The following is a 21,777-nucleotide window of genomic DNA, read 5'->3' on the forward strand; positions in this document are numbered from 1 at the left end:
CGTGACTGGGCAATGGGTCACGGGTGACCAGTCCGGGTTGACGTTTCCCGCCGACCCCGCGTCGCTGCGCGAGGGCGGGGCCCGGTTTCTGACCGACGCATTCCGCGCTTCCGGCGTGCTCGCGAAGAGCAATGCCGTCAGCGGGATAACGGACTTCGTCGAGATTCGCGGCGGCAGCACGGGCCGCAAAGTCGCGCTGTCCGTCGAATACGACTCGGCCGCGGCGGGCCTGCACACCGACTTGTTCGTGAAGTTCTCTCGCGATATCGACAATCCGGTGCGCGATCGCGGTAAGACGCAGATGGAGCCGGAGGTGCGTTTCGCCTCCCTGTCCCGGGCACCGGGGTTTCCGATCGCGGTGCCCAGCTCCCTCTTCGGCGACTACCAGCGGGAGAGCGGTACGGGAATACTGATCACCGAGCGAATCCAATTCGGCGCCAACGGAATCGAACGGCAATATCACAAGTGCCTCGACTACGAAATGCCCGAACCTCTCGAGCACTACCGCGCGCTGCTCAGCGCGCTGGCCCGGCTGGCCGGAACCCATCGATCCGGGCGGCTTCCGGCGGCGCAGACCGCGCACTTTCCGGTCGACGTGCAGGCCGCGACCGTGGGAGAGCGGGCACCGCTGTCAGTGCAGAAACTCGAACGACGGGTCAACCAGCTGGCCGAATTCGCCGACAGCCACCCCGGGTTATTGCCGGCCAGCGCCGGCTCGCCGGAGTTCCTGGCGCGCTTGCGCGACGACGTGCCCCGCGTCGCGCAGCACGAGGACGCGATCACCCGCCGACTGGCCGACGACGCCGACTACGTCGCGCTGTGCCATTGGAACGCCAATATCGACAACGCCTGGTTTTGGCGAGGCACCGACAACGTGCTGCGCTGCGGTCTGATGGACTGGGGATGCGTCAGCCAGATGAATCTGGGCATGGCGCTCTGGGGTGCCATGTCCGGCGCCGAGACCGACCTGTGGGACGTCCATCTCGACGATCTGCTGGAGTCGTTCGCCACGGAATACGCTCGCCACGGCGGCCCGCGGCTCGATCCGGCCCGGTTGCGCCGACATACCCTGTTGTATGCGGCGGCAATGGGCGTCGCATGGCTGCTGGACGTACCGGCCTTGATCCGCAAGCGATTCGACATCGTGCCCAGCACCCGCAAAGATCCGCGCATCAGGGATGACGAGAGCGTGCGCGCGCCACTGCAAATGCTGTCGAACCTGCTGAGCGCGTGGGAGCGATATCGCCTGGGGGACTTACTCGATGCCGCGCTGGCCGGGGGCGAACAAGTAAGCTAGGGCGCGTCGTCGTCTCGGTCTTGGAGCAGCTTTTCGGGATGGTGGAACGTGTTGACGCGCGGTTGGCCGCGATCCAAGTGCGGCGGTGGAAGCCATTCGGTGTCGCCCCGAGCGTTCTTGCGGGTGGTCCAGCCACCGGGTCGCAGAAGGCGATGTTGGGGTCCGCACGCGAAGGTCAAGTCGTTGACGTCCGTGGTGTGGCACCTGGCCCAGTCGGTGACGTGATGCACTTCGCAGTAGTAACCGGGCACCGTACAGCCAGGTGCCGAGCACCCACGATCCTTGGCGTACAGGACAATTCGCTGCGCAGACGACGCGAGACGTTTCGTGTGATACAGCGCCAAGGGTTTGCCTTTATCGAAGATTGCCAAATAGTGATGCGCGTGGCGCGCTAACCGGATCACGTCGCTCATCGGCAGAATGGTGCCGCCGCCGGTCAAACCGCGCCCGGCAGCAGACTCCAGCTCGGCCAGTGTGGTCGTGACGATGATTGAGGCCGGTAGCCCGTTGTGCTGGCCGAGTTCGCCCGACGCAAGCAATCCGCGTAGTGCCGCATTCAGTGCGTCGTGCTGGCGTTGACCTGCGCTGCGGGAATCGCGCTCGACGGACCGCTCGCTGGGACTGCCTTCCACACAAGGGCTTTCGTCGTCGGGATTGGACATTCCCGGAGCGCCCAATTTCGCCCATACCGCTTCCAGGCTTGCGCGGGCCTCGGGCGTCAGCCAGCCTCGCAACTCCGACATGCCGTCGCAACCTTGGTTGCCTAGACTCAGCCCGCGACGGCGTGCACGATCCTCATCGCTATAGCAGCCATCGGGGTTCAAGCAATCGGCCAGGGTCGCGGCCAGTTTGGCAAGTTGTTCGGGCCGAAACCGGGTTCCTTCAAGGGCCAATTTGGCTTCCGCCTGTTCGCGCGTTACAGCGTCGATCCAGCCGGGCAACTGGTGGTAGAACTTGCGGATCACCGCCACCTGACCCGGCCCCAGCGCGCCCTGACGCTGCTCAGCGGCGGTGGCCGCCAACATCGGCGCGAGCAGCTCGCCGGTCAACCCGCGCCGCGGCCCCAGGTCGGCGGCTTCGCGGATGCGCCGAGACGCTTCCGAACGGCTGATCAAAGTTGCTTCGGCAATCGCATGCGACAGCTTGCCGCCGATCTCTTGGGGTGTGGCTTGGCGGACCAGATTGTTGATCAAAGGATGTTCGACGGCCGGCAGCCGGCGGCGCACCTTCTCGCAGCGCCCCAGCAGTGCCATCTGCTCCGGGGTTGCCAGCGCGTCGCAGTCATGTGAGACAAGTTCGTCGAAGGCGGCATCAATGGTGTCAAAAGCCTTCGACAATGCCTCCCGATCGATACTCACACCCCAAATTTATCGGCGCCTACCGACATAAACATCGTTGATGTTACAGGTGAATCTAAAGTGACACAGTGGATTTCAGCGATCGGGTCACGACGGGCTGGCGGTCAGCACGTCGACGCCGGCCTCGGTGATGTGGACGGTGTCGCGGCGGAACACCGCACCGAGGCCCTGCTGCCAGACGTAGCCGGTAATCGCCAACACCATCCCGGCCTCGAGCTGGTCGTGTTCGCCTGCCGCGACGAGCGTTTCGGACACCACCGGCGGGTCGAAACCCAGCCCCAACCCGTGGGCAATCGGCATCGGCGGTATCGGCTCGCCGACCGCCTCGTATGCGGCCAGCAGATGGCGGGTGGACGCACCGGGCCGGCAGGCGCCAAGCATCGTGTCGTACAGCGTGTTCGACCGCATGAACAGCGGGCGAGCCTCGGCGGCATCGCCGACGGGCCAGGTCCGGCCCACCTCGGCGACATAGCCATCCGCGAGGGCTCCGGCGGAAAAGGCGACGAGGTCGCCCGACCGGACCTCGGCCTGACCGCGATGCCACGGCCGCTCCCGCGAGGTCACCCACGCGGCGTCCTGGGTGGCCGGCGTGCTGACCCCGCCCGCCGCCATCGCCTCCATCATGATTCCGGCCAGGGTCTGCGCCGACACGCCCGGCGCCAATCCGCCCACGGCGGTGGCGAGTCCGTGTTCGGCAATACGCAGTGCACTGTCCATTGCCGCGATCTCGTCGGATGTCTTGACGCGCCGTGCCGCGCGCATCGCCGGCTCGGCGTCGACGAGTTCGGCGTTGGGGAACGCTTCGGGCAGTAGTGCGGCGAAAGTCGGTGTGATCGCGTCGGTTCCGACCCGCCGTGCCGCTTCGGCGCCGTCGACCTTCTTCAGCACGTCGATGAGCGTCATCGGGTTCCAGGCCAGCCCGTAGAGGTGATCGTGGTCGATCTCCTCCGGAACCCCTTCGTCGTCGGTGCTGTTGAGGTAGATATCTCCGGTGGCGCGCACCAGCACACACATCGGACCGAACGGTCGTGTCCCGGCTATCCACAGCTGCGGCGCACCGGTGACGTACCGAATGTTGGCTTGCCGGCCGAGCACCAGGATGTCGAGGCCGTGCTCGTCCATTTGGGCCAGTGCGCGTTGTCTACGTCCCATGCGTAATGCCCGCGTGTCGGGCGAAACCTCAGTCGCCATAAGGGGCATACGGGTAGTCGGTGATCGGCGTGTAGCCGTCCTCGGTGATCACGATGATCTCCTCGCTGCGATAGCCCCCGGTTCCGTCCTCCCACATCACCGGTTCCAACACCAGCACCATGCCGGGCGGGAAGACGAAGTTGTCGTCGAACTCCTCCCCGAGATCCGTTCCGATCATGGGCGCTTCGGCGGGATAGGTGCCGATGCCGTGGCCGAGGTAGAAGTGCGGCAACCACGGTTTACGGCCACCGTTGGCCGCGATCGCCGCGCGCGCCAAGTCGCCCGAGGTGACGCCCGCCTTGGCCACCGCGAGTACGGCGTCCAGGGTGGCCCGCCACTGCCGGAACTGATCCTGTTGCCGCGGTGTCGGTTTGGCGCCGACGATCCAGGTGCGGCCGAAGTCGGAGCAGTAGCCGTGGTAGGTGATGCTGATGTCGGTCCAGAGCACATCGCCGGCCGCCAGTTCACGATCGGTGGGGAGCAGCGGCAGCGCGAGATCCCCATGCGTCGTCCACACCCCGGCTTCTCGTGAACTCGGCATCACCTGCCAGATGGCCTCCAGCATGTTGGTGGTCGCCCCGAGCTCGAACGCGCCGCGCACGAACCTGGCTGAAAGGTCAATCTGCCGCATGCCGGGCACCAGCGCTTTCTGCACGTCGACGATGGCTTGTTCGGTGATGCGGGCCGCCTTGCGCAGACATGCCAGCTCGTCGCGAGTCTTCACCAACTGCGCGGCGCCTAGCACGATCGCCGCATCCGTCGGCGGGCCCGCGGGGAAGAGCTTGGGGCCGGCCCGTCGCATCGCCCCGGTGAGTTCGTCGACGGCGATGCTGGATCCCGGTGGGACGATCTCGGCCAGCTTCCGTGCAAAATCCTTGACACCGTAGTCGAATTCGAGGTAGGCGGGGCCGTGCAGATGGTCGTCGGGGACTGGTGACGCGGCGGAGGCTCCGCTGCGCAACGGCATGAACAGATGCGGATGCACGTCATTCGCGAGGACGACCGCGACCGGACGCTCCACGTGCGAGAGACCGGCGTCCAACAGCGGCCAACTGGCTCCAGTCGCGTAACCGACGTAGCCGTTCATCAGCAGGATCAGCGCGTCGACGCCATGTTCGGCCATCGCGGACCGTATCCGTGCTCCGACCTCCGCACGCATGCGGGCCCAGTCCGGCTCGTCGGGGATGTCGATCAGCGCGCCGTGGGCGGCGGCAGAATTCGTCATGGTCAGATTCCCAAGAATTTCTTGATGTTGCCGCCCACAACGCGGATGGCGTTCTCGGGGCCGACAGCGTCGGCCACCGCGGCCAGCGACCGCTCCGAATAGCCGAAGGTGCTTTCGTTGTGCGAATAGTCGGATGACCACATCACCTTGTCGATTCCGATCTCGTCGATCTACTTGAGGCCAAGCGGGTCAACCATGAATGAGGCGCACAAATGGGTGTCCCAGTAGTAACGGATGTCGTGCTCAGGCTGGTGCCGGAGCATGTGCTGGTTAGGAGGCCAGGACGTGCTCGGCGTCTTGTAGTCTTGCTGGGCGCCGGGATCCTTTACGTCAGTACGACCGACGAACGCCATTGTTTTCGTGCCTTTCCTGGAGTCAGTTCGGGTAGGTGACGCCGGTGAGTTTTTCGGAGAGCTGCCACAGTCGCTCCGTCTCGGTTTCACTGCGTGCCGGGCGCGGGACGCCGGCGAATGTGACTCCGCCCCCGGCGGTTTCGTAGAAGCCGCGCGGTCCGTAGTAGCGGGCCCCCTCGGCGTCCGGCGAAACCGACGCGTAGAGGGTCGGTTTGATGCCCTCGTCGATCTCGAGCCACATGAACGGCAGCAGCCGCCAAGTCAATCGGGTGAGCCGCGCCTGCAGTGTCGGTTTGTCCCGCCCATACGATGCGCCGCTGAGCAGGTTGGTCTTGCTCAGCCCTGGATGAGCGGCGTTGGACATGACACCCCAGCCGCCGCGGCTGCTGCGCCGGTTCAGCTCGACCGCGAACATCAGCTGCGCCAGCTTGGCGATACCGTAGGAGAGCATCGGTTTGTAGCGGTCCCGGGCGTTGGGGTCGTCGAAGGTCAGCTTCGGTTGGGTGGCGGCGATGCTGCTCACGGTCACGACGCGCGAGGACGTCGCTGCGCGCAGCAGCGGCAGTAGGTGTCCGGTCAGGGCAAAGTGACCCAGGTGGTTGGCACCGAACTGCAACTCGAAGCCGTCGCTGGTAACCTGGCGCTGCGGCGGGGTCATGACGCCTGCGTTGTTGACCAAAACATCGATCGGCCGACCTTCCGCCGTCAGCTCTTCACCTAGGGCCGCAACGCTTTCCAGTGACGCAAGATCGAGCTGTTTGATGCTGAGCTTCGCGGCAGGCAGCTCACGACGGATCTCCTCGATCGCTGCCTCGCCCTTGGCCCGGTTCCGGATCGCCATCACGACGTCGGCGTCGGCGGCCGCCAGACGCTTCGCCAGGCCGAATCCCAGACCACTGTTGGCGCCGGTGACGACCGCGAGCTTGCCGGCCAGATCCGGCACGGCCAGCGTGAGCGCTGGTTTCACCATGTCACGGGGAGCTCGTAGACGCCGTAGGCCAAGTTGTCGTGCTTGAACGGAAGCTCGTCGACCGGCACGGCCAGCTGCAATGTCGGCACCCGGCGCAGCAGCGTAGGAAGCACGATCTGTAATTCCATGCGGGCCAACTGTTGTCCTACACATTGATGACGGCCGTACCCGAACCCGACGTGCGGACCGTCGTCGCGGGTCAGATCCAGCTGGTCGGCATTGGGGAATTGGCGGCTATCCCAGTTGGCTGGCGCGACATCGAGAATGATGCCCTCGCCCGCGCGGATCGTCTCACCGCCGACCTGAATGTCCTCGACGGCGATGCGACGTTGACCGGTCTGGATGATGCTCAGGTAGCGCATCAGTTCCTCGACCGCGTTGGCGATCACCTTCGGGTCCTCGGCGTCGCACAGCAACGCGCGCTGATCGGGATGTTCGAGCAGGGCAGCGATGCTCAGGCTGATCATGTTCGCGGTGGTCTCGTGACCGGCGATCAGCACACCGAGGGCCAGTTGGGTGGCCTCGCGCACGCTGAGCTCTTCGGCGTTGACCCGCTCGGCCAGATCCGACACCAAATCCTCGGAGCGACTTTCCATCCTGGCCCGAATCAGCTTGGCGATGTACTTCGCCAACGAAGCAGCGCCCTGAGCCGTGTCCTCTTCGGTCGCGTAGCGGCCGGTGCCCCGTTGAGCTTGTTCCTGGAAGAAGTCCGCGTCCTCATAGGGCACACCCAACATCTCACTGATGACCAGCGTCGGCACGGGCAGCGCCAAGGCGCTCACGATGTCGCCCGGTTTAGGGCCGGCCAGCAGCGCGTCGATGCGGTCGTCGGCGATTTTCTGCACCGCCGGGCGTAGCCCCTCGACCCGCTTGAAGGTAAAGGGTTTTGACAACATCCGGCGGTAGCGGGTGTGCTCCTCGGCGTCGGAGGTGAACACCGAGCGCGGCCGTTTGTGCACGGTGGCCAGCATTCCCTCATTCCAGTGCGGATAGCCCGGCAGCCGGTCGTCGACGCTGGTGCGTGCATCTGTGAACAGTGACCGGATCGCGTCGTAGCCATGGATCAACCACGGTGTGCTGCCGTCCCAGATCCGCACCCTGCTGAGCTGCTTGGTTGCGTTGAGCGCCAACGACTCCGGGGGAGGAGCGAACGGGCAGCCCGAGGCCCGCTTCATCGGGAAGTCCGGGATGCCGGTGGCTGCTTCGGTCGAAACGTCGGTCATCGTGCTCCTCGCTTATCTCGGTGATCAGTCGGCCGCCGCACTCACATGAACGGGAGCGCGCCACAGCCCGACGATCGCGTCGATCAATCCCTCGCCGGCGACCGGCCAGCTGGAACGCGATCGCGGCCCGTGCTCGGCCAGTGCGCCTTCGTGCTCGGCGCAGGTGTGCATCAGCAGGTTTCGGACCATGACGATCCGCTCGGATCGCACTCGCTTGGGCAGGTCGGGAAGGCATCGGTTGATGCCGTCGATTGTCTGCACCAGCTTCGGCGACATGAGCGCGTCCTTGGTGACGACGTGGCGGTAGGTGGGGTCTGCCATCGCCTGCGCCGCGAAACGGGCGTACCAGCTCGGCGTGCCCAGCGCGGCCAGATGATCGGTGAGTGGCCGTACCAGGGCGCTCACCCAATCCCGCAGCTCGGTCGAATCGCCGACGTCGTCCAACATCTGCGCTCGGAGTTCTTCGATCGGCTGCCGGTGCTTGCTTTCGATCGCGCGCAACAATTCGGTCCGGGTACCGAAGTGATAGCACGCCGCGGCGTTGTTGCCTTGGCCGGCCGCTTCGCTGATCTGCCGGTTGGACACCGCGTACATTCCACGCTCGGCAAGCAACCATTCGGCGGCTGAGAGGATCGCCTCGCGCGTACCCATCGACCTGTCGGAGCGCGCTGTCCGCTCGGCTTTCACCGCCTCAGTGAACACCGCGCAACGCATTAAATCAAGCCGTTTATTTAATGCATGTCACGACACGGGATCGCGTCCCGCATGAGTTGGCGGCCGCGCCACGGCTCCGGTGCGGTGGCGTCTTCGTAGCGGATCTTCACCGTTCCGGATGCCGCTGGTGCTGCCGTCTTGCCGGGTTGTTTCCCCTTCGTGGCCTCCGTCGAAGGTTGTGCGGCAAGCGAATTGGAGCCGGCTCGGGCGCTCGGACCCGCTGCCGCAGCCGGCTGACGCACTCATCAGTGCGATAACGACCGTTGCCGACGCAACCGGCGTCGGGGAATGACCCCGAGGTCGTGAGTACCGTGCGAGCGACGGCGACCCTGGCTCAGCCGCCAAGCCCCTTCTTCACAGCCGCATCTTGCTTTTGGCCGACGTCGTTGACGAAATCCTGCGGCGGGAGCGTGTCGGGCGGACCGTCGAATTCCAGCGTGACGAAGGCTTTGCCCTCGGTGAACAGCAAGACGGCGATCCCCTTTTGATTGTCAAGCGAATTGCCGGAGACCACCGTTCCGTCCGTGCCGATCTTGACCGCGTCCGTGGCCGGGTGCTTGATTGCACCACCCTGGCCGGATTTCGCGGCATTCAACGCGTTTGTCGCGGCGCCCGGGTCCGGCAGCACCTGGATGGTGTCCTTGATGACGTGGCTGTTGTCTTGGGTGTTGAACGTCGTGGCGGCGCCGGGCTGGCCGTTTGGATCGTTCGTCGGCGGCGTGCCCGTGAAGGGCACGGGCGCGTCGATATCGGTCGCCTGGATCAACCACCCGGTGTACTCGTTCGGCTGGGCCGGCGCCGTTGGCGCGGCCGATGAGGGCGGCGCCGCACTGCTCTTACTGGATGACGACGCCGAGCCCGACGTTGTCGGCGATGGTTTGTGATTGCCGCCGCAGCCGGTTGCGGACAACGCCAGCACTGTCGCTGTAGCGATCCCCGCGACCACCGGTCGTGAAAGCCTCATCGCATCGTGCTCCTTCCAGGATCGATCTGGCGACGGAGTCGATTTCACCCCAAACGCACAGTACAGTGCGCGTGTCGCCAGAGGGTCCCGGCACCGATCTGCGCGCTATTCCAGCTGGTCACGCAGGCATGTCAAGGTACTGGCCAGAATGCGCGACACCTGCATCTGAGACACCCCGATTCGCTCCGCGATCTGGCTTTGTGTCATCGATTCGAAGAACCGCATATGCAGAACCTCGCGTTCGCGTTCGGGCAGCGCGGCGATCAAGCTGCGCACCGATTCGCGGTCGGTGATGTGGTCGATGTGAGGGTCGATACCACCAACCGCGTCGGCAACGACGCGGGGTTTGCCCGAGCCGTCCGAGCCCACCGGTGCGTCCAGGGACTCGAGCTGGTAGGCATCGCCGGCGACGAGGCATTCGACGATCGCGTCGTGAGCGACTCCCAGCTCTTCCGAGAGTTCGCGGGCGGTCGGGGCCCGGCCCAGCTTTTGAGCTAAATCCGCTGTAGCCCTGCTGATTTGGACATGAAGCTCACGAAGCCGCCGTGGTACCCGCATGCCCCAGCTGTAATCGCGGAAATAGCGCCGGACCTCGCCCATCATGGTCGGAATCGCGAAGCCGATGAAACTGGGCCCTTTTTCGGGGTCGAACCGGTTGATGGCGTTAATCAGCCCCAGGCGCGCGACCTGGGTCAAGTCGTCGAGACCTTCGCCGCGTCGGGCGAAGTGACGAGCGACGTGGTCGGCCAGCGGGAGGCATCGGGTGACGATGCATTCGCGCTGACGACGATATTCATGCGATTCGGGCGGCATTGTGTTCAACATCAGGAACATCTCGACGACGTCGTCGTAGGAGTCGTCTTTGCGAGCGGTAGTCGACCGAGCGGGTCGGGGGCGAGCAAGGACTTCGGTCATCTGCTCGACCACCTTCTTTGCGCTCGACATGTTGCGAAACAGACTGCGCACCAATGTATTTGCACTACAACACACTTCTCTCGAGGTCGCGGGCAGCAAGGCGTCGCGGGCGTGCGCACGGCACTCCACTGCACCGGGTCCGTCAACACGGATCAGTTGATCAAAGGCGCACGTGCCACTTGAAGGAGCGACCGGAGGTCTTACTCGCCGGAGCCTCGGCCCAGCAACCGTGCGGCTGGCTGACCGCTTTTAGCTAAACGGCGACGTGTCCAGGACGGACTCAATCGCCGATACTACGCCCTATCGCACAGATAGGCGATGGTTCGCCCTCGCTCGCCTGCCAGCAACCTCGGCCAGCACGGTACCGATACCGTCGACCCCGAAACCGACGGTCGACAGCAAACGCAACCGAGTCGGTCCGGGCGACGCCCCGGGACGACAATCGCCCGTTGTCATTTCCGTTTCGCCGACTGGGTACTGTTCGGCAAATGTCGGTGCCGATGAGCAGTCAAAACCTTCTGGCCGGGCGCGGTGCGGTGGTGTCCGGGGGAAGCCGTGGTATCGGGCGTGCGGTCGTCGAACTGCTGTGCAACCTCGGCGCCGGCGTGGTGGTCAACGGCCGTGACGCCGATGCCGTGGCGGAGACCGTGGCGGCGATCACCGGATCGGGAGGGCGAGCCGCCGGGGCGGTCGGACCCGCGGACGACGAGGCCATTGCCGCCTCGCTCGTCGACACCTGCCGCGACACGTTCGGGCGACTCGACATCCTGATCAATTGCGCCGGGATCGCCGAACCGCCCGGGTCGTCGATCCTGGACATCACGCCCGACGACTTCAATCGCCTGCTGAGCGCCCACGTCGGCACGGTGTTTCACACGTGCCGGGCCGCGGCGCGCGCCATGGTCGCGCAGGGACACGGGACGATCATCAACACCGGCTCCGTGGCCTTTCTCGGCGACTACGGCGGCACCGGCTACCCCGCGGGTAAGGGCGCCGTCAACGGGCTGACCGTGGCCATCGCCGCGGAGCTCAAGGCGAAGGGTATCCGGGCCAACGTGGTGTGCCCGGGCGCGAGAACGCGACTGTCCAGCGGAGCCGAGTACGAACAGCACATCGAGGACCTGCACCGCCGCGGATTGCTGGACGACGTGACCATGCAGGCCTCGTTGGATAGCGCTCCGCCCGAATATGTGGCCCCGCTCTACGCCTACCTCGCCAGTGACCTGGCGCGTGACGTGACGGGCCAGATCCTCGTTGCCGCAGGAGGATTCGTCGGACGCTTCGATCGGCCGACGCCGTCCTTGCTGGGGTACCGCGGTCATCATGACGCCGCGCCGTGGTCGATCGAGGACCTGCACAAGATGATCGGCGCGCACGGCTGACCGACATCCACTGCCCGGAAGCATCCGCCGGAAACACCGCGGTGCCTTCGTATCCGGAGAAGGCGGAGCTACTGCGCGTGAGTTCGCTTCGGGTGACCGTGGATTCAGCTTCTTTGCCGGGCGTCACGCTACGGCGCGACCGTGCCGCGGTAGCTGGGCGCCGACACGGATGGGGCCGATCGCTTGAGCGCACGGTCCGGGCTGGGTTGCCGGCCGGCGGGCCCAGCTCGCATCGCTGGGTCGACACCGTCGCACGTTATGCGTGTGTCCGACGGTCCTGCGGCCTACGCTGGCTGCGAACCGCAGGAGGGTCCTTGACGATGCAACCGAACCCGCTCGACCCCGTCGCCAGCGAACGTCTTTCGCACGCCGGGAAAATATTCACGTCTGATCTGTCGATCAATGAATTCGCCCTGCTACATGGGGCCGGATTCGAGCCGATCGAACTTGTGATGGGGGTATCGGTCTATCACGTGGGCTACCAATTCACCGGAATCAAGCAGCAATCCGAGCTGCCCGTGCTGACCGACGCCACCTACCGCGCGCGCTGGAACGCGATGTCACGAATGCAGGCCGAGGCCGACGCGCTGGGCGCCGACGGAGTGGTCGGCGTCCGGCTCGATTGGCGCCATCAAGGCGAGGGCGAACACCTCGAATTCATCGCGGTCGGAACCGCTGTGCGGTACGCCGAGAAGCCGGGGGCATATCGGCGCCCCGGTGGCCAAGCCTTCACCAGCCACCTGTCCGGCCAGGACCTGACCACGCTGCTGCGCTCCGGGTACGCCCCGGTCGCGTTCGTGATGGGCAACTGCGTGTTCCACGTCGCCGTACAGGGCTTCCTGCGAACGCTCAGCCAGGTGGGCCGCAACGCCGAGATGCCGCAATGGACGCAGGGTAGCTACCAAGCGCGTGAGCTGGCCATGTCGCGCATGCAGAGCGAGGCCGAGCGCGATGGTGGGAACGGCGTCGTGGGCGTGCACTTCGCCATCTCTAACTACGCCTGGGGCCATCACACCGTCGAGTTCTATGTGGCCGGCACCGCCGTGCGCCGCACCAGTGAGCCGCAAACCATCACACCGTCGTTCGTGCTTCCCATGAGTGATTGATGACGAGTTACGACCATCAGCGGGCCAGTCGTGCCATCGGAGCGGCCCTCGCCGGTCCTGGGGGAGTCGGACAGGTCATCAGGGTGTTTTGCAGCGTTCCGGGCGTCATTCTGACGCCGGCGCGGCGCGGCTTATTCCGGTCTCAGCCGGAACGGGTCCAGATCGGCGACTGGCGCTACGAACTCACCGTCGACGGGCGCCTCAGCGCCGCCCATATCGTGACTGGGATTGTCCTGGCCGAAGAGACCCTTCCCGCCGCCGCCGTCGGTCCGCATATCGCGCGTGCGCTCGGGCAGCTGGTGAGCCATTACGGTGCGACCATCATTCCCAATATCGACGCGGCCGTTGAGGTTCTCGAGGCGGCACCCCGATTCTGAGCGGGATCAGTCGGCGGGTTTACGTTGCCGGCCCCGGGGGCGGTCCCGGGTTGTGTGACGCCACCGGCGCGGGTGTCGGCGACGGTGCGGCTGACGGTGCCGATGAACGCACCGGTGTCGGAGCGTGTCCCGGTCCCGGTGCCGGCGAGGGTGTCGGCGACGGCGTCGCGGCGCTTGTCTCGGCGATGCGAGTGGCGGTGAAATCCGCTGCCTGATCGATCATCCCGGCCTGCTGGTACTGCCGATGCGCGGAGAAGTCGCCCGAGCCCGCACAGATCGGGTCGTTGGGGACACACAACTCGATGGCCTTGGGCACGTACAGCGGGCCGATCGTGACCGGCGGCTGATTAATCATGCTCATGAACTGGGTCGCCGGCTTCCCGAACAGAGCGACCGCGGCAACGTGGTTGGCCACCTCGGCCGGCATCGGCTGGAGGTCCTGCCCGACGCGTGCATCATCCGGCACTTGATTTGCCGTGACGAAGCCCATTACGGCCGCACCCTGGGAATATCCGCCGAGCACCATCTGGGTTTTGGGGCAGGCCGCCGCCGTCTGTTCAATGTGGGCGCCCGCATCGCTGATGCCGTCGACGGCTCGGGGAAAGCTCATGGTCGCTGGGTAGTCGACCGGATACACGGTGAGCGACTTTGGGCCGAGGCGCGCCCGCAGTGCATCGACGAAATTGTCACCGATGTCGCCCACTCCGGGCGCCTCGTCGGTGCCTCGGGCGAACACGACCTCGACGTCGGGGCACGGCTCGGCGGACACGGCGGGCACGGGGTCGATCAGCAGCGCCCACGTGGACGTTGTAGCGGCACAAAGCAAAACGGGGAGGGCGTGCGCCTTCACGGGTTGAATTTTGTCACACTTTCGGCACGCGCGCCTGTTATGAACTTTCGAGCCGACAGCGCTGTCCGCCCGGACGGCCCTTAGGCGGCGACTGATCGCGATAGTGTTGTGGCGCAACTACTTTAGCGCATCCTGTCCGCCGGGGCGCTGTCGGTGCAGCAACGCACTGGCGGCATGCAGCACACGGCGGAACGCGTAGGCGGCCACCGGTCCGAGCATGCTTACTCCTTTTTCGGCCGCCGGCACTCGATCAGGACGCCGCCGAGGACCGCCCCCCGACTCGTGGCTCGGCGGCCCGCAGCGGGTCCATCGACCGCGCCATTTGCGGGTAGGCAATCGCCGGTCCGATCCAACGGATCAGGTAGCGCCGAAGATCCGCGCCGCTGCGCGCGGGCCGGCCCGGATCTGCCAGGAAAGAGTGCAGCAGCCGAAGGGTGAATTCGTTCAACTCGTCCAGGCCTGCCTCATCGAAACCGTGCTGCTCCCAATCGATATCGAAGCGGTGCAGCATCGATCGCCCGAAGGCCAGCGCGGTATCAGACACGATGGAGATCGTTTGACCGCCACGGTGGCGGCGATTGAGCACCAATTCGAGCTGGTTGTCGGCGCCCAGCTGTTCAACGGCGAACGCGAAACTTTCCGTCACCGCCGCGACCGGGTCGGTGATGCCTTTGAGGTGAGCCGCCAGATGATCAAGGAAGCCATCGGCCGACCGCATCGCGCTCGCCACCAGCAACGCCTCAGTTCCGGGAAAATACCGGTATACGGTTTGTCGGGTCACGCCGAGGGCGCGGGCGACGTCGGCGATCCGCAGGGCCGATCCTCGCTCGTCAATGATCTTGTCGGCGGCGTCGAGGATCCGCTCGATCGCCTCCTCATCGGACGAGGGCGTGTTCCCTGCCCAACCGTGGCTACGCATAGCTAGCGGGCGGCAAACGTGCAGTCGGTCGTCATCACCGCTAGATCATATCGTCGCAGGCGAGACGATCGTCGCTGCTGCAGGTCGCTGATCTGGGGGTGCTACGTGCCGGCGAGCACCCCGACCGAACGCTCACATCGGCGGTCTAACCCGATCCCGTTGCGGTGGGCTGGCTTTCGGCAGCGACCTGCTTGGCCCAGCGGTAGTCGGCCTTGCCGGCCGGCGAGCGCTGGACCTTGGCCGTGCGGACGATGGCCTTCGGCAGCTTGTATCGAGCGATGTGTTGCTGGCATGTCTTGAGCAGCTCCTCGTCGGAGGGGTCCCTGCCCTCGACGAGTTGAACGATCGCGACCACCTCATTGCCCCAGCGTTCCGAGGGTCGACCGGTGACCACCACGTCATAGATATCGGGGTGCTCGGCCATTGCGGCTTCCACCTCTTCGGCGAAGATCTTCTCGCCGCCGGAGTTGATCGTGACGGAATCGCGTCCCAGCAGCTCGATCCTGCCATCGGTGAGAAAGCGGGCCCGGTCGCCCGGCACCGACCAGCGCACCCCGTCGATCGTCGGGAAGGTGCGTGCGGTCTTCTCAGCGTCGGCCAAATACCCGAGCGGGATCAGGGCACGGCGTGCCAACCACCCTTCACCGTCTCCGGGTGCCAGGACGCGACTGAAATCATCGGCTACCACTGCTGTCTCGGAGCCTGGATTGAACGTGGCCATCGTGCCCGGGCTCGTTTCGGTCGACATCGTATTCATCTGCATACCCGACTCCGAGGCCCCCACGGCGTCGATGACCACCAGGTGCGGCAGCGCGGCGGTGATCCGATTTCGCAGGTTCGGGGTCAGGGGCGCACCGCCGTTGGTGATCGAGAACAACCCGGACAGGTCGTAGCTGCCGCGCTCGATCTCGTCGACGAGCGGTCGTGCGATCGCGTCGCCGACCACCGGGATGCTCATGACCCGCTCGCGTTCCGCCAACGCCAGGATCTGGTTGGCCCGGATGCTCTCGACATCGTCCGGGATCGCCACCCAGCCGCCCATGGTCATGATCTGAAACGTCGCCCACTGGGCCGCTCCGTGCATGAGCGGCGGGATGAGGAGCACGGAGGCGAAGCCGCCCGCATTCGCGGCACGCTCGGCGAGCTCGTCGTAGGAGGCCAACGCCTCCTCGGCCCCGAAAGGCCTTCCGCCCATTGACGAGACGAAGATGTCGTTCTGACGCCACAGGACGCCCTTCGGCATCCCCGTGGTGCCGCCGGTGTAGAGCATGTACAGGTCGTCCCCACTGGGAGCGGGCATTCCGGCGGGCGGGGGCGGTGTCTCGACGATCGATTCGTAATCCACCGCACCGGGTAGCAGCGGCTGGCCGGAATCGTCTGCCACCTGGATCAGGAATTCCAGTTGGGGGAGTTGATCACGAATTGACGCGACTCGAGGTGCGAACTCGGCGCTGTACACCAGGGCGCGGGCTCGCGCGTTGGTGAGCAAATAGACGAGCTCGGCATCGACGTAGCGATAGTTGACGTTGAATGGTGCGATTCGCGACCGATAGGCCCCGATCATCGCCTCCAGATACTGGTTGCCGTTGCGCAGGTACAACCCGATGTGATCCTGGCCGGATTCGTGGCCCTGCAGTTGATCCCGTTCGGTGTGACATCCCAGTCCCAGCGAGGTCAGGTAGTGGGCGACGCCGTCTACGCGTGCGTCCGTGTCGGCGTAGGTCCATTCCCGGCCCCGCCACAACAACACCCGTTGCTTCGGAAGTGCCTGTGCCAGCGTCGAAAACACCCTCGACAGGTTGAATCCGCTATCACCCATGACTCTCCTTGAAAGTTCTCCGGTCTTCGCCGGTGGGGTTGAATGATCCAATTCACTTGTGCGGTCGGCTAATCAGGCCCCCGAGGCGCCCAAGATGAGGTTGACCGCTTCTTCGAGTTGCCCGGCGATCTCGTCGTAGGTGACGAATCGCGCCGTCATCAGGGCGCCGGCGAACGTCATCTGCAGGGTGGATTTCACGGCGCGCGGCCAGCCCGGGCCCAGCGCGGCTGCGATCCGCTTGGACACTTCGTCGCCGATCTGTTCACGCAACGGCTGAACCGCCGGATCGTCGGCCATCAACGCCGCGCCGCAAGCTGCGCTCAATTCGGGCTCGTCGGCCACGGCCACCGCCATGTCCCGCAGCGTCGCGCTCACCCGGGTCTTGGTGGTCTCGTTGACGTCCGTGTGCAGCGGCAGTGCACGCAGAAAACGCAGATAGACAGCGGCGACCAAGGCGCTCTTCGAGGGAAAGTACGTGTAGGCGCTGGCCGGCGACACGCCGGCGCGGGCGGCCACGGCACGCATCGTCAGGTTGGCGTAGGACGTTTCGCGCAGCTCTTCCAGCCCGGCCTCGAGGACCTTGCGGATCGTTTGGCCTGGCCGGCGATCCGAGCGGCGCGCGCCTCCGGCGCCGTCCACGGCGTGAGAAGCCACTTCTCTAGACACCCGTCCAGTGTAGGAAACTGGATGCGTGCGGCCAACAACACCGCCCCATCGCCGCTAAACGGGACGGTGAAGCGCCAACGCCATCTCACTCGGCTGGCCGAGGACGGGCTGCCTGCACTAAATACAGACAGTTGTCCAGAATTTGCGGCCATTCGTGGCTTGGGTGAGTCGTAAGGTGACGGCTGTGACCAGGGAGGACCAGCGCCGTTGGGACGAGCGGTACACGAGTAAGAAACCGGTCGCCGCGGATGCGGTCGGACTCCCCGGCGTCTTCGCCGACTATGCGGACGCTTTCCCGACTACGGGGAGGGCTCTCGATATCGCGTGTGGCCAGGGATTCGTGACCGTCTGGCTGGCGCAGCGAGGGTTGGAGGCCGTGGGATTGGACGTCTCCGCAGTGGCCGTCGGCCAAGCCCGGGAGCTGGCGCGGCACAGCGGCGTCGCCGACCGCTGCCGTTTTGACGTCCTGGATCTCGACGACGGCTTGCCGGACGGGCCCCCCGTCGACGTCATCGTCTGCCATAGGTTTCGCGACCGACGGCTCGACCGCGTCTTCATCGAACGCTTGACACCGGGCGGGCTGCTGGCGACAGCGGCGCTCAGCGAGGTCGGCGCCGAACCAGGTCCGTTTCGCGCGGCGCCCGGCGAGCTCGCGGTGGCCTTCGCCGAGCTGGACGTCATTGCCGCCGGTGAGGGCCAGGGGCAAGCGTGGCTGCTGGCGCGGGCTTGAGCCCTGCGAAACTACCCTTGCGCGCGGCTCGAGCGACGACGCTGCTGCTCAGCTCGCCGCGTCGGGGTGGCGCTGCGATGTTTAGGGGCGTTGCTGCGGTGCGCGATGGCCGCTTCGGTCGGGGCGGGATTGCTCTTGGGTGACCGGCTGCCGTTCGGACGACGCCGTTGCCCGCCGGTGTTCGGTCGATGCTGCCGAGGCGAGTGCGAGGGAACATTGACCGGTGCCGGAGTCTGGTAGGGCGCGAGTTCACCGACGAGGGCTTGCACCGCCTCCGACGTCGCGGTGACCTGCTGAGGAGCAACCTTGATGCCGGCTTTGCGCATCAATGCCTGGGTGTCTTGTCGCTGCTCGGGCAGGACGACGGTGACGACGTCACCGGCGCTGCCGGCCCGTGCCGTGCGCCCGGAGCGGTGCAGATAGGACTTGTGCTCGGCGGGCGGGTCGATGTGTACGACAAGTTCGACCTCGTCGACATGCACACCGCGCGCGGCGATATCGGTTGCCACCAGCACCCGAGCACCACCCGAGGCGAACATCGCCAGGTTGCGCTCGCGGGCAGGCTGAGACAGGTTGCCGTGCAGGTCGACTGACGGAACTCCGGATTCGGTGAGCTGTTTGGCGAGTTTGCGCGCTTGATGTTTGGTGCGCATGAACAGAATTCGGCGACCGGTGCCGGAAGCGAGCCGGTGCACAACTTCCTTCTTGGCCTCCGCATTGGCGACGTGGAACACGTGGTGGGTCATCTCGGACACCGGCGAGTCGACGCTGTCGACGGAGTGCAGCACCTCGTCGCGGAGGAATCGGTTGACGAGTTTGTCGACGCCGTTGTCCAGGGTCGCCGAAAACAGCAGCCGCTGGCCACCATTCGGCGTCGCGGCCAGGATCCGGGTGACGCCGGGCAGAAAGCCGAGATCGGCCATGTGATCGGCTTCGTCGATGACCGTGATCTCGATCGCCTCGAGACTGATCAAACGTTGTTTCATCAGGTCCTCGAGCCGGCCCGGGCAGGCCACCACGATGTCGACGCCCGATTTGAGGGCCACCACCTGACGGTGTTGCGACACACCACCGAAGATCGTGGTGACGCGCAGGCCGCAGGCGGCTGCCAACGGCTCGAGCGTCGCGGTGATCTGGCTCGCCAGCTCACGGGTAGGTGCGAGCACCAAACCCGATGGCCGCGACCGGCGGCGGTTTCCCTCGGAGAGTCGGCTGACCAGAGGAATCGAGAAGGCAAGCGTCTTTCCGCTGCCCGTCTTCCCGCGGCCGAGGACGTCGCGGCCGGCCAGCGTATCGGGCAGGGTTGCGACCTGGATTGGAAATGGATGTGTGATGCCGCTCCCCGCGAGCGCGTTGACGATTTGTCCGCGCACGCCGAGATCGGCAAAGGTTTTGTCGGTAGTCACTTTTCGGTGCCTTTCAGGCATCGGTCATGCCGGACCGTCGGTTGTCGCGCGCGGTTCTCAGCACAAGTTGGCGAGATTGCCGGAGGGCAAAATCGATCGCCGCGAGACAAGCTAGTGCGGATGCACGGATCATCTGAACATGGTGGGTTAGCCCGAATTTCGGGTATCACCAGTGGGATGAAGAAGCGTTCCACGACGTCGTTGACATCTAGCTGTGAGGCCAACGTTGGTGCAAGCATAGCGTACCCAGTGGACAACGACGAAAAAGCGCCATGTGACGTCCGTCGCTGAGTTTGATCAGGATTCCAGCCTGGCGCGCACGGCTGCCATGCGCTCTTCGAGTTCGGCCTCGTCGATGACACCACGCGCGACGAGCGAATGCGCCAGCGCAACCAACCGGTTTTCCGGGTAGGGCAGGTCGGAATACACCGTCGCCGACAGTGCGTCCTCTTCGGTGCGCCGGTCTGCGAAGCCGAGAACCTCCGGGCCGCAAGCACTTTGATCGAGAGCGTCGCACATCCCGTCCAGGCTCGTCTGCCACGGTGGAACCGGGTTGTCGACCCCGTATTTGGCCGCCATACGGCTCCAGACCTGTTTTCTCTCAACGATTTTCGTCAACGGCGCAATCGAGGGGACGTGGGCCGAGTCCAGGCCTTCGGAAGTGCTCACCTGTTCACCCTCCGAATCAGTCGCCGACCGGATGGATGGCAGGTCGGGTTTCGGTGATCGCATTCGTCGTCACGCCGGCCTTCGGCAGTGCCACACCGATCAGGCAATCGCGGGTGATGATGTCGGCCAGCTGGTCCTCGGTCCAGCCATCGGTTCCCTCGGGACGAACGGGCATCACCATGAACCGGTGCTTCTGATTGGAATCCTCGACCCGAATCTCGACGTCTTCCGACAGGAATAGTCCGAACTCCGCGAGCACCTGACGCGGCCAGCGCACGATGCGGCGACGGAAGTTCGGCGTCCGGTACCACTCCGGGGAATTACCCAAGATCGGGCGGGGATAGCAGGAGCATAACGTGCACACGATGACGTGGTGCAGGTTCGGCGTATCGACCAGAACGTGAAAGGCGGTGAAATCGCTCGGCGTGCCAAAACCCGTGGGGTGCAGCCAATCGACCCCGACTTCCTTACTGGCGGTAAGCGGATCCGAAACGACCAGCTCCTTGAATGCTGGGTCGAGCCAGGCCCGCGCCACCAGGTGGGCCGCTGGCGTCGGCCCGATCTGCTCGGCGTATTCGGTCATACGGCGGTGTTCTTCCGCGGTGAAAATCCCCTTCTCGATGCACAATTCGCGAAGGGCGATCTCGAGGACTTCGAAGTCGGTGATCTCATCCACCATCGGCGCGGCGGTGCGATCGTGATCGTGATCGTGAGCGGTCATGCTGAGGTCCTCTCGGCCGCTTCGAGCCACCGCTCGGGGATCTCGGTTTGCAGCGTGTCGTTGGTGGGACCGGTGTAGCCGTGCCAGAGCTCGGACAGATTGAACCGAACGATGTAGAACCACTCCGGTTTTTGATCGGGGCCGGCCCAGGACTCGTCCTCGGCCGCGGGGCTTTCGTACGTGACGACGGCGATCTCACCTTTCGCGTCCCGCACGTATTCCTGGGTGCGGGTGTAAAGCAGGATGGGCAGGTCCTTCACCACGACTTCGTCGCCGACCCGGAATTTCGGTTCGCCGGCCTGCCCGGCGAAAATTTGCGGGTCGCCTATACCGACGGCGTGGATGTGGTGTTCGTTGCGCTTGACCGCGGCGGGGTCACCTTCGAATCGGGGCTTGGCTTCCAACGGCTTACCCTGCAGCCCGCCTTCATACCGAGCCTTCACCTCAACCATGCGCTCGGCGAGCTCGCTCAGCCCGATGTGGTGCTTCTCGACGAGGACACGCACGACCGCGAGCAACCACCGCACGTAATAGGGCAGACCCAGATAGATGGCGCGGCCCAGATCGACATTGCCCATTCGGCGTCGTTCTTCGGACAGCCAGATCCCGCGCCAACCGAGCACCTCACACATGATGTAGGTGTTCTCTTCCCAGATCTCGTATTGTTTGTTCTCCCATGCGATGGGGGCGTCCGGCTCGCCTCCGACGTCATGGGGAGTCTTGGCGTAGGCGGCGAAACGCTCGTGGTCGATCAGATCCGGCGTGGGTGCGTCGGGAAGGTCCGGGTAGGCGGATTTGAGCCTGGCCACCAGGTCGAGATGGGTTACCCGGTCCAACGGAGTCGCCATAAGAGCTTCCATTCGTTCGTCCGGGTGTCGGCTGTGGCGCAGCCCGGCGCGCGCTGAATACAGCTCACTCCTCG

General features: G+C 65.2%; 20 protein-coding genes and 2 pseudogenes. 5 read left to right on the forward strand and 17 right to left on the reverse strand.

The window, feature by feature from the left end; genetic code table 11:
* Position 1: 1 nt before the first annotated feature.
* A complete protein-coding gene (locus OK015_RS14890) occupies positions 2 to 1,297 on the forward strand; it encodes a hypothetical protein (protein WP_268123922.1) in 1,296 nt (431 codons plus the stop codon).
* Here OK015_RS14890 and OK015_RS14895 read toward each other — a convergent pair.
* From OK015_RS14895 to OK015_RS14935, 9 genes and pseudogenes are all read right to left on the reverse strand, one after another.
* The gene (locus OK015_RS14895; protein WP_268123924.1) at positions 1,294 to 2,655 is read right to left on the reverse strand and encodes an HNH endonuclease signature motif containing protein; all 1,362 of its coding nucleotides are present in this window, start codon (positions 2,653 to 2,655) and stop codon (positions 1,294 to 1,296) included. The two genes, OK015_RS14890 and OK015_RS14895, sit on opposite strands and share 4 nt — an antisense overlap.
* An 87-nt stretch (positions 2,656 to 2,742) precedes the next feature.
* Positions 2,743 to 3,846 carry a M24 family metallopeptidase gene (locus tag OK015_RS14900; protein ID WP_268123926.1) on the reverse strand — a complete coding sequence of 368 codons (1,104 nt, stop codon included), beginning with the start codon at positions 3,844 to 3,846 and terminating at the stop codon, positions 2,743 to 2,745.
* The gene (locus OK015_RS14905) at positions 3,836 to 5,071 is read right to left on the reverse strand and encodes a M24 family metallopeptidase (RefSeq protein ID WP_268123928.1); all 1,236 of its coding nucleotides are present in this window, start codon (positions 5,069 to 5,071) and stop codon (positions 3,836 to 3,838) included. The genes OK015_RS14900 and OK015_RS14905 overlap by 11 nt, the downstream gene beginning before the upstream one ends.
* Before the next feature lie 2 nt (positions 5,072 to 5,073).
* Positions 5,074 to 5,383 (reverse strand): annotated as a pseudogene (locus tag OK015_RS14910) (amidohydrolase family protein); the annotation flags it as partial.
* Positions 5,384 to 5,446: 63 nt separating this feature from the next.
* Entirely contained in the window at positions 5,447 to 6,394 is a 948-nt protein-coding gene (locus OK015_RS14915) for an SDR family oxidoreductase (protein WP_268123930.1), read from the reverse strand.
* Positions 6,388 to 7,617, reverse strand: coding sequence for a cytochrome P450 (locus tag OK015_RS14920; protein ID WP_268123932.1), 1,230 nt, complete (start codon positions 7,615 to 7,617; stop codon positions 6,388 to 6,390). The genes OK015_RS14915 and OK015_RS14920 overlap by 7 nt, the downstream gene beginning before the upstream one ends.
* A 24-nt stretch (positions 7,618 to 7,641) precedes the next feature.
* On the reverse strand, positions 7,642 to 8,319 hold the full coding sequence (locus OK015_RS14925; protein ID WP_268123934.1) for a TetR/AcrR family transcriptional regulator: 678 nt from the start codon (positions 8,317 to 8,319) through the stop codon (positions 7,642 to 7,644).
* A gap of 346 nt (positions 8,320 to 8,665) precedes the next feature.
* Entirely contained in the window at positions 8,666 to 9,295 is a 630-nt protein-coding gene (locus OK015_RS14930; RefSeq protein WP_268123936.1) for a hypothetical protein, read from the reverse strand.
* A 105-nt stretch (positions 9,296 to 9,400) separates the two neighbouring features.
* On the reverse strand, positions 9,401 to 10,210 hold the full coding sequence (locus OK015_RS14935; RefSeq protein ID WP_442791303.1) for a SigB/SigF/SigG family RNA polymerase sigma factor: 810 nt from the start codon (positions 10,208 to 10,210) through the stop codon (positions 9,401 to 9,403).
* Positions 10,211 to 10,710: 500 nt separating this feature from the next.
* On the opposite strand from OK015_RS14935, the gene OK015_RS14940 reads away from it, so the two are divergent.
* From OK015_RS14940 to OK015_RS14950, 3 genes are all read left to right on the forward strand, one after another.
* Positions 10,711 to 11,592 carry an SDR family NAD(P)-dependent oxidoreductase gene (locus OK015_RS14940; RefSeq protein WP_268123938.1) on the forward strand — a complete coding sequence of 294 codons (882 nt, stop codon included), beginning with the start codon at positions 10,711 to 10,713 and terminating at the stop codon, positions 11,590 to 11,592.
* Between the two features lie 320 nt (positions 11,593 to 11,912).
* Positions 11,913 to 12,698, forward strand: a complete 786-nt coding sequence (locus OK015_RS14945) for a heavy metal-binding domain-containing protein (protein ID WP_268132756.1) — start codon at positions 11,913 to 11,915, stop codon at positions 12,696 to 12,698.
* On the forward strand, positions 12,698 to 13,075 hold the full coding sequence (locus tag OK015_RS14950; RefSeq protein WP_268123940.1) for a DUF5073 family protein: 378 nt from the start codon (positions 12,698 to 12,700) through the stop codon (positions 13,073 to 13,075). The genes OK015_RS14945 and OK015_RS14950 overlap by 1 nt, the downstream gene beginning before the upstream one ends.
* A 184-nt stretch (positions 13,076 to 13,259) precedes the next feature.
* On the opposite strand, the pseudogene OK015_RS14955 reads toward OK015_RS14950, so the two are convergent.
* From OK015_RS14955 to OK015_RS14970, 4 genes and pseudogenes are all read right to left on the reverse strand, one after another.
* Positions 13,260 to 13,901, reverse strand: a pseudogene (locus OK015_RS14955) (cutinase family protein); the annotation flags it as partial.
* Positions 13,902 to 14,175: 274 nt separating this feature from the next.
* Positions 14,176 to 14,844 (reverse strand): TetR/AcrR family transcriptional regulator, encoded by a 669-nt coding sequence (locus OK015_RS14960; protein WP_268123942.1) that lies wholly within the window; start codon positions 14,842 to 14,844, stop codon positions 14,176 to 14,178.
* Between the two features lie 145 nt (positions 14,845 to 14,989).
* Positions 14,990 to 16,663: an acyl-CoA synthetase gene (locus OK015_RS14965; RefSeq protein ID WP_268123944.1), complete on the reverse strand. Its 1,674-nt coding sequence runs from the start codon at positions 16,661 to 16,663 to the stop codon at positions 14,990 to 14,992.
* Positions 16,664 to 16,735: 72 nt separating this feature from the next.
* Positions 16,736 to 17,329, reverse strand: a complete 594-nt coding sequence (locus OK015_RS14970; protein ID WP_268123946.1) for a TetR/AcrR family transcriptional regulator — start codon at positions 17,327 to 17,329, stop codon at positions 16,736 to 16,738.
* A 184-nt stretch (positions 17,330 to 17,513) separates the two neighbouring features.
* Here OK015_RS14970 and OK015_RS14975 point away from each other — a divergent pair, with 184 nt between their 5' ends.
* Entirely contained in the window at positions 17,514 to 18,059 is a 546-nt protein-coding gene (locus OK015_RS14975; protein WP_268123948.1) for a class I SAM-dependent methyltransferase, read from the forward strand.
* Between the two features lie 11 nt (positions 18,060 to 18,070).
* Here OK015_RS14975 and OK015_RS14980 read toward each other — a convergent pair whose 3' ends face one another.
* The 4 genes from OK015_RS14980 to OK015_RS14995 form a co-directional block, all read right to left on the reverse strand.
* Complete coding sequence (locus OK015_RS14980; RefSeq protein ID WP_268123950.1) at positions 18,071 to 19,465, reverse strand: DEAD/DEAH box helicase; 1,395 nt, start codon at positions 19,463 to 19,465, stop codon at positions 18,071 to 18,073.
* Positions 19,466 to 19,762: 297 nt separating this feature from the next.
* Positions 19,763 to 20,044 (reverse strand): SH3-like domain-containing protein, encoded by a 282-nt coding sequence (locus OK015_RS14985; RefSeq protein ID WP_268132758.1) that lies wholly within the window; start codon positions 20,042 to 20,044, stop codon positions 19,763 to 19,765.
* 106 nt (positions 20,045 to 20,150) lie between these two features.
* Entirely contained in the window at positions 20,151 to 20,855 is a 705-nt protein-coding gene (scnC, locus tag OK015_RS14990) for a thiocyanate hydrolase subunit gamma (protein ID WP_268123952.1), read from the reverse strand.
* Positions 20,852 to 21,703, reverse strand: a complete 852-nt coding sequence (locus OK015_RS14995) for an SH3-like domain-containing protein (protein ID WP_268123954.1) — start codon at positions 21,701 to 21,703, stop codon at positions 20,852 to 20,854. Before OK015_RS14995 ends, scnC begins: the two co-directional genes overlap by 4 nt.
* Between the last annotated feature and the right edge of the window lie 74 nt (positions 21,704 to 21,777).

The organism is Mycobacterium sp. Aquia_216, from assembly GCF_026723865.1.
Taxonomy (GTDB): Bacteria; Actinomycetota; Actinomycetes; order Mycobacteriales; family Mycobacteriaceae; genus Mycobacterium.

What these genes read in the sequence shown, in the direction of transcription:
- OK015_RS14900 (WP_268123926.1), bottom strand. Translation starts at nt 3,846, where the DNA reads ATGGCGACTGAGGTTTCGCCCGACACGCGGGCATTACGCATGGGACGT.
- OK015_RS14905 (WP_268123928.1), bottom strand. Translation starts at nt 5,071, where the DNA reads ATGACGAATTCTGCCGCCGCCCACGGCGCGCTGATCGACATCCCCGAC.
- OK015_RS14915 (WP_268123930.1), bottom strand. Translation starts at nt 6,394, where the DNA reads ATGGTGAAACCAGCGCTCACGCTGGCCGTGCCGGATCTGGCCGGCAAG.
- OK015_RS14920 (WP_268123932.1), bottom strand. Translation starts at nt 7,617, where the DNA reads ATGACCGACGTTTCGACCGAAGCAGCCACCGGCATCCCGGACTTCCCG.
- OK015_RS14930 (WP_268123936.1), bottom strand. Translation starts at nt 9,295, where the DNA reads ATGAGGCTTTCACGACCGGTGGTCGCGGGGATCGCTACAGCGACAGTG.
- OK015_RS14935 (WP_442791303.1), bottom strand. Translation starts at nt 10,210, where the DNA reads ATGACCGAAGTCCTTGCTCGCCCCCGACCCGCTCGGTCGACTACCGCT.
- OK015_RS14940 (WP_268123938.1), top strand. Translation starts at nt 10,711, where the DNA reads ATGAGCAGTCAAAACCTTCTGGCCGGGCGCGGTGCGGTGGTGTCCGGG.
- OK015_RS14945 (WP_268132756.1), top strand. Translation starts at nt 11,913, where the DNA reads ATGCAACCGAACCCGCTCGACCCCGTCGCCAGCGAACGTCTTTCGCAC.
- OK015_RS14950 (WP_268123940.1), top strand. Translation starts at nt 12,698, where the DNA reads ATGACGAGTTACGACCATCAGCGGGCCAGTCGTGCCATCGGAGCGGCC.
- OK015_RS14960 (WP_268123942.1), bottom strand. Translation starts at nt 14,844, where the DNA reads ATGCGTAGCCACGGTTGGGCAGGGAACACGCCCTCGTCCGATGAGGAG.
- OK015_RS14965 (WP_268123944.1), bottom strand. Translation starts at nt 16,663, where the DNA reads ATGGGTGATAGCGGATTCAACCTGTCGAGGGTGTTTTCGACGCTGGCA.
- OK015_RS14985 (WP_268132758.1), bottom strand. Translation starts at nt 20,044, where the DNA reads ATGGCGGCCAAATACGGGGTCGACAACCCGGTTCCACCGTGGCAGACG.
- scnC (WP_268123952.1), bottom strand. Translation starts at nt 20,855, where the DNA reads ATGACCGCTCACGATCACGATCACGATCGCACCGCCGCGCCGATGGTG.
- OK015_RS14995 (WP_268123954.1), bottom strand. Translation starts at nt 21,703, where the DNA reads ATGGCGACTCCGTTGGACCGGGTAACCCATCTCGACCTGGTGGCCAGG.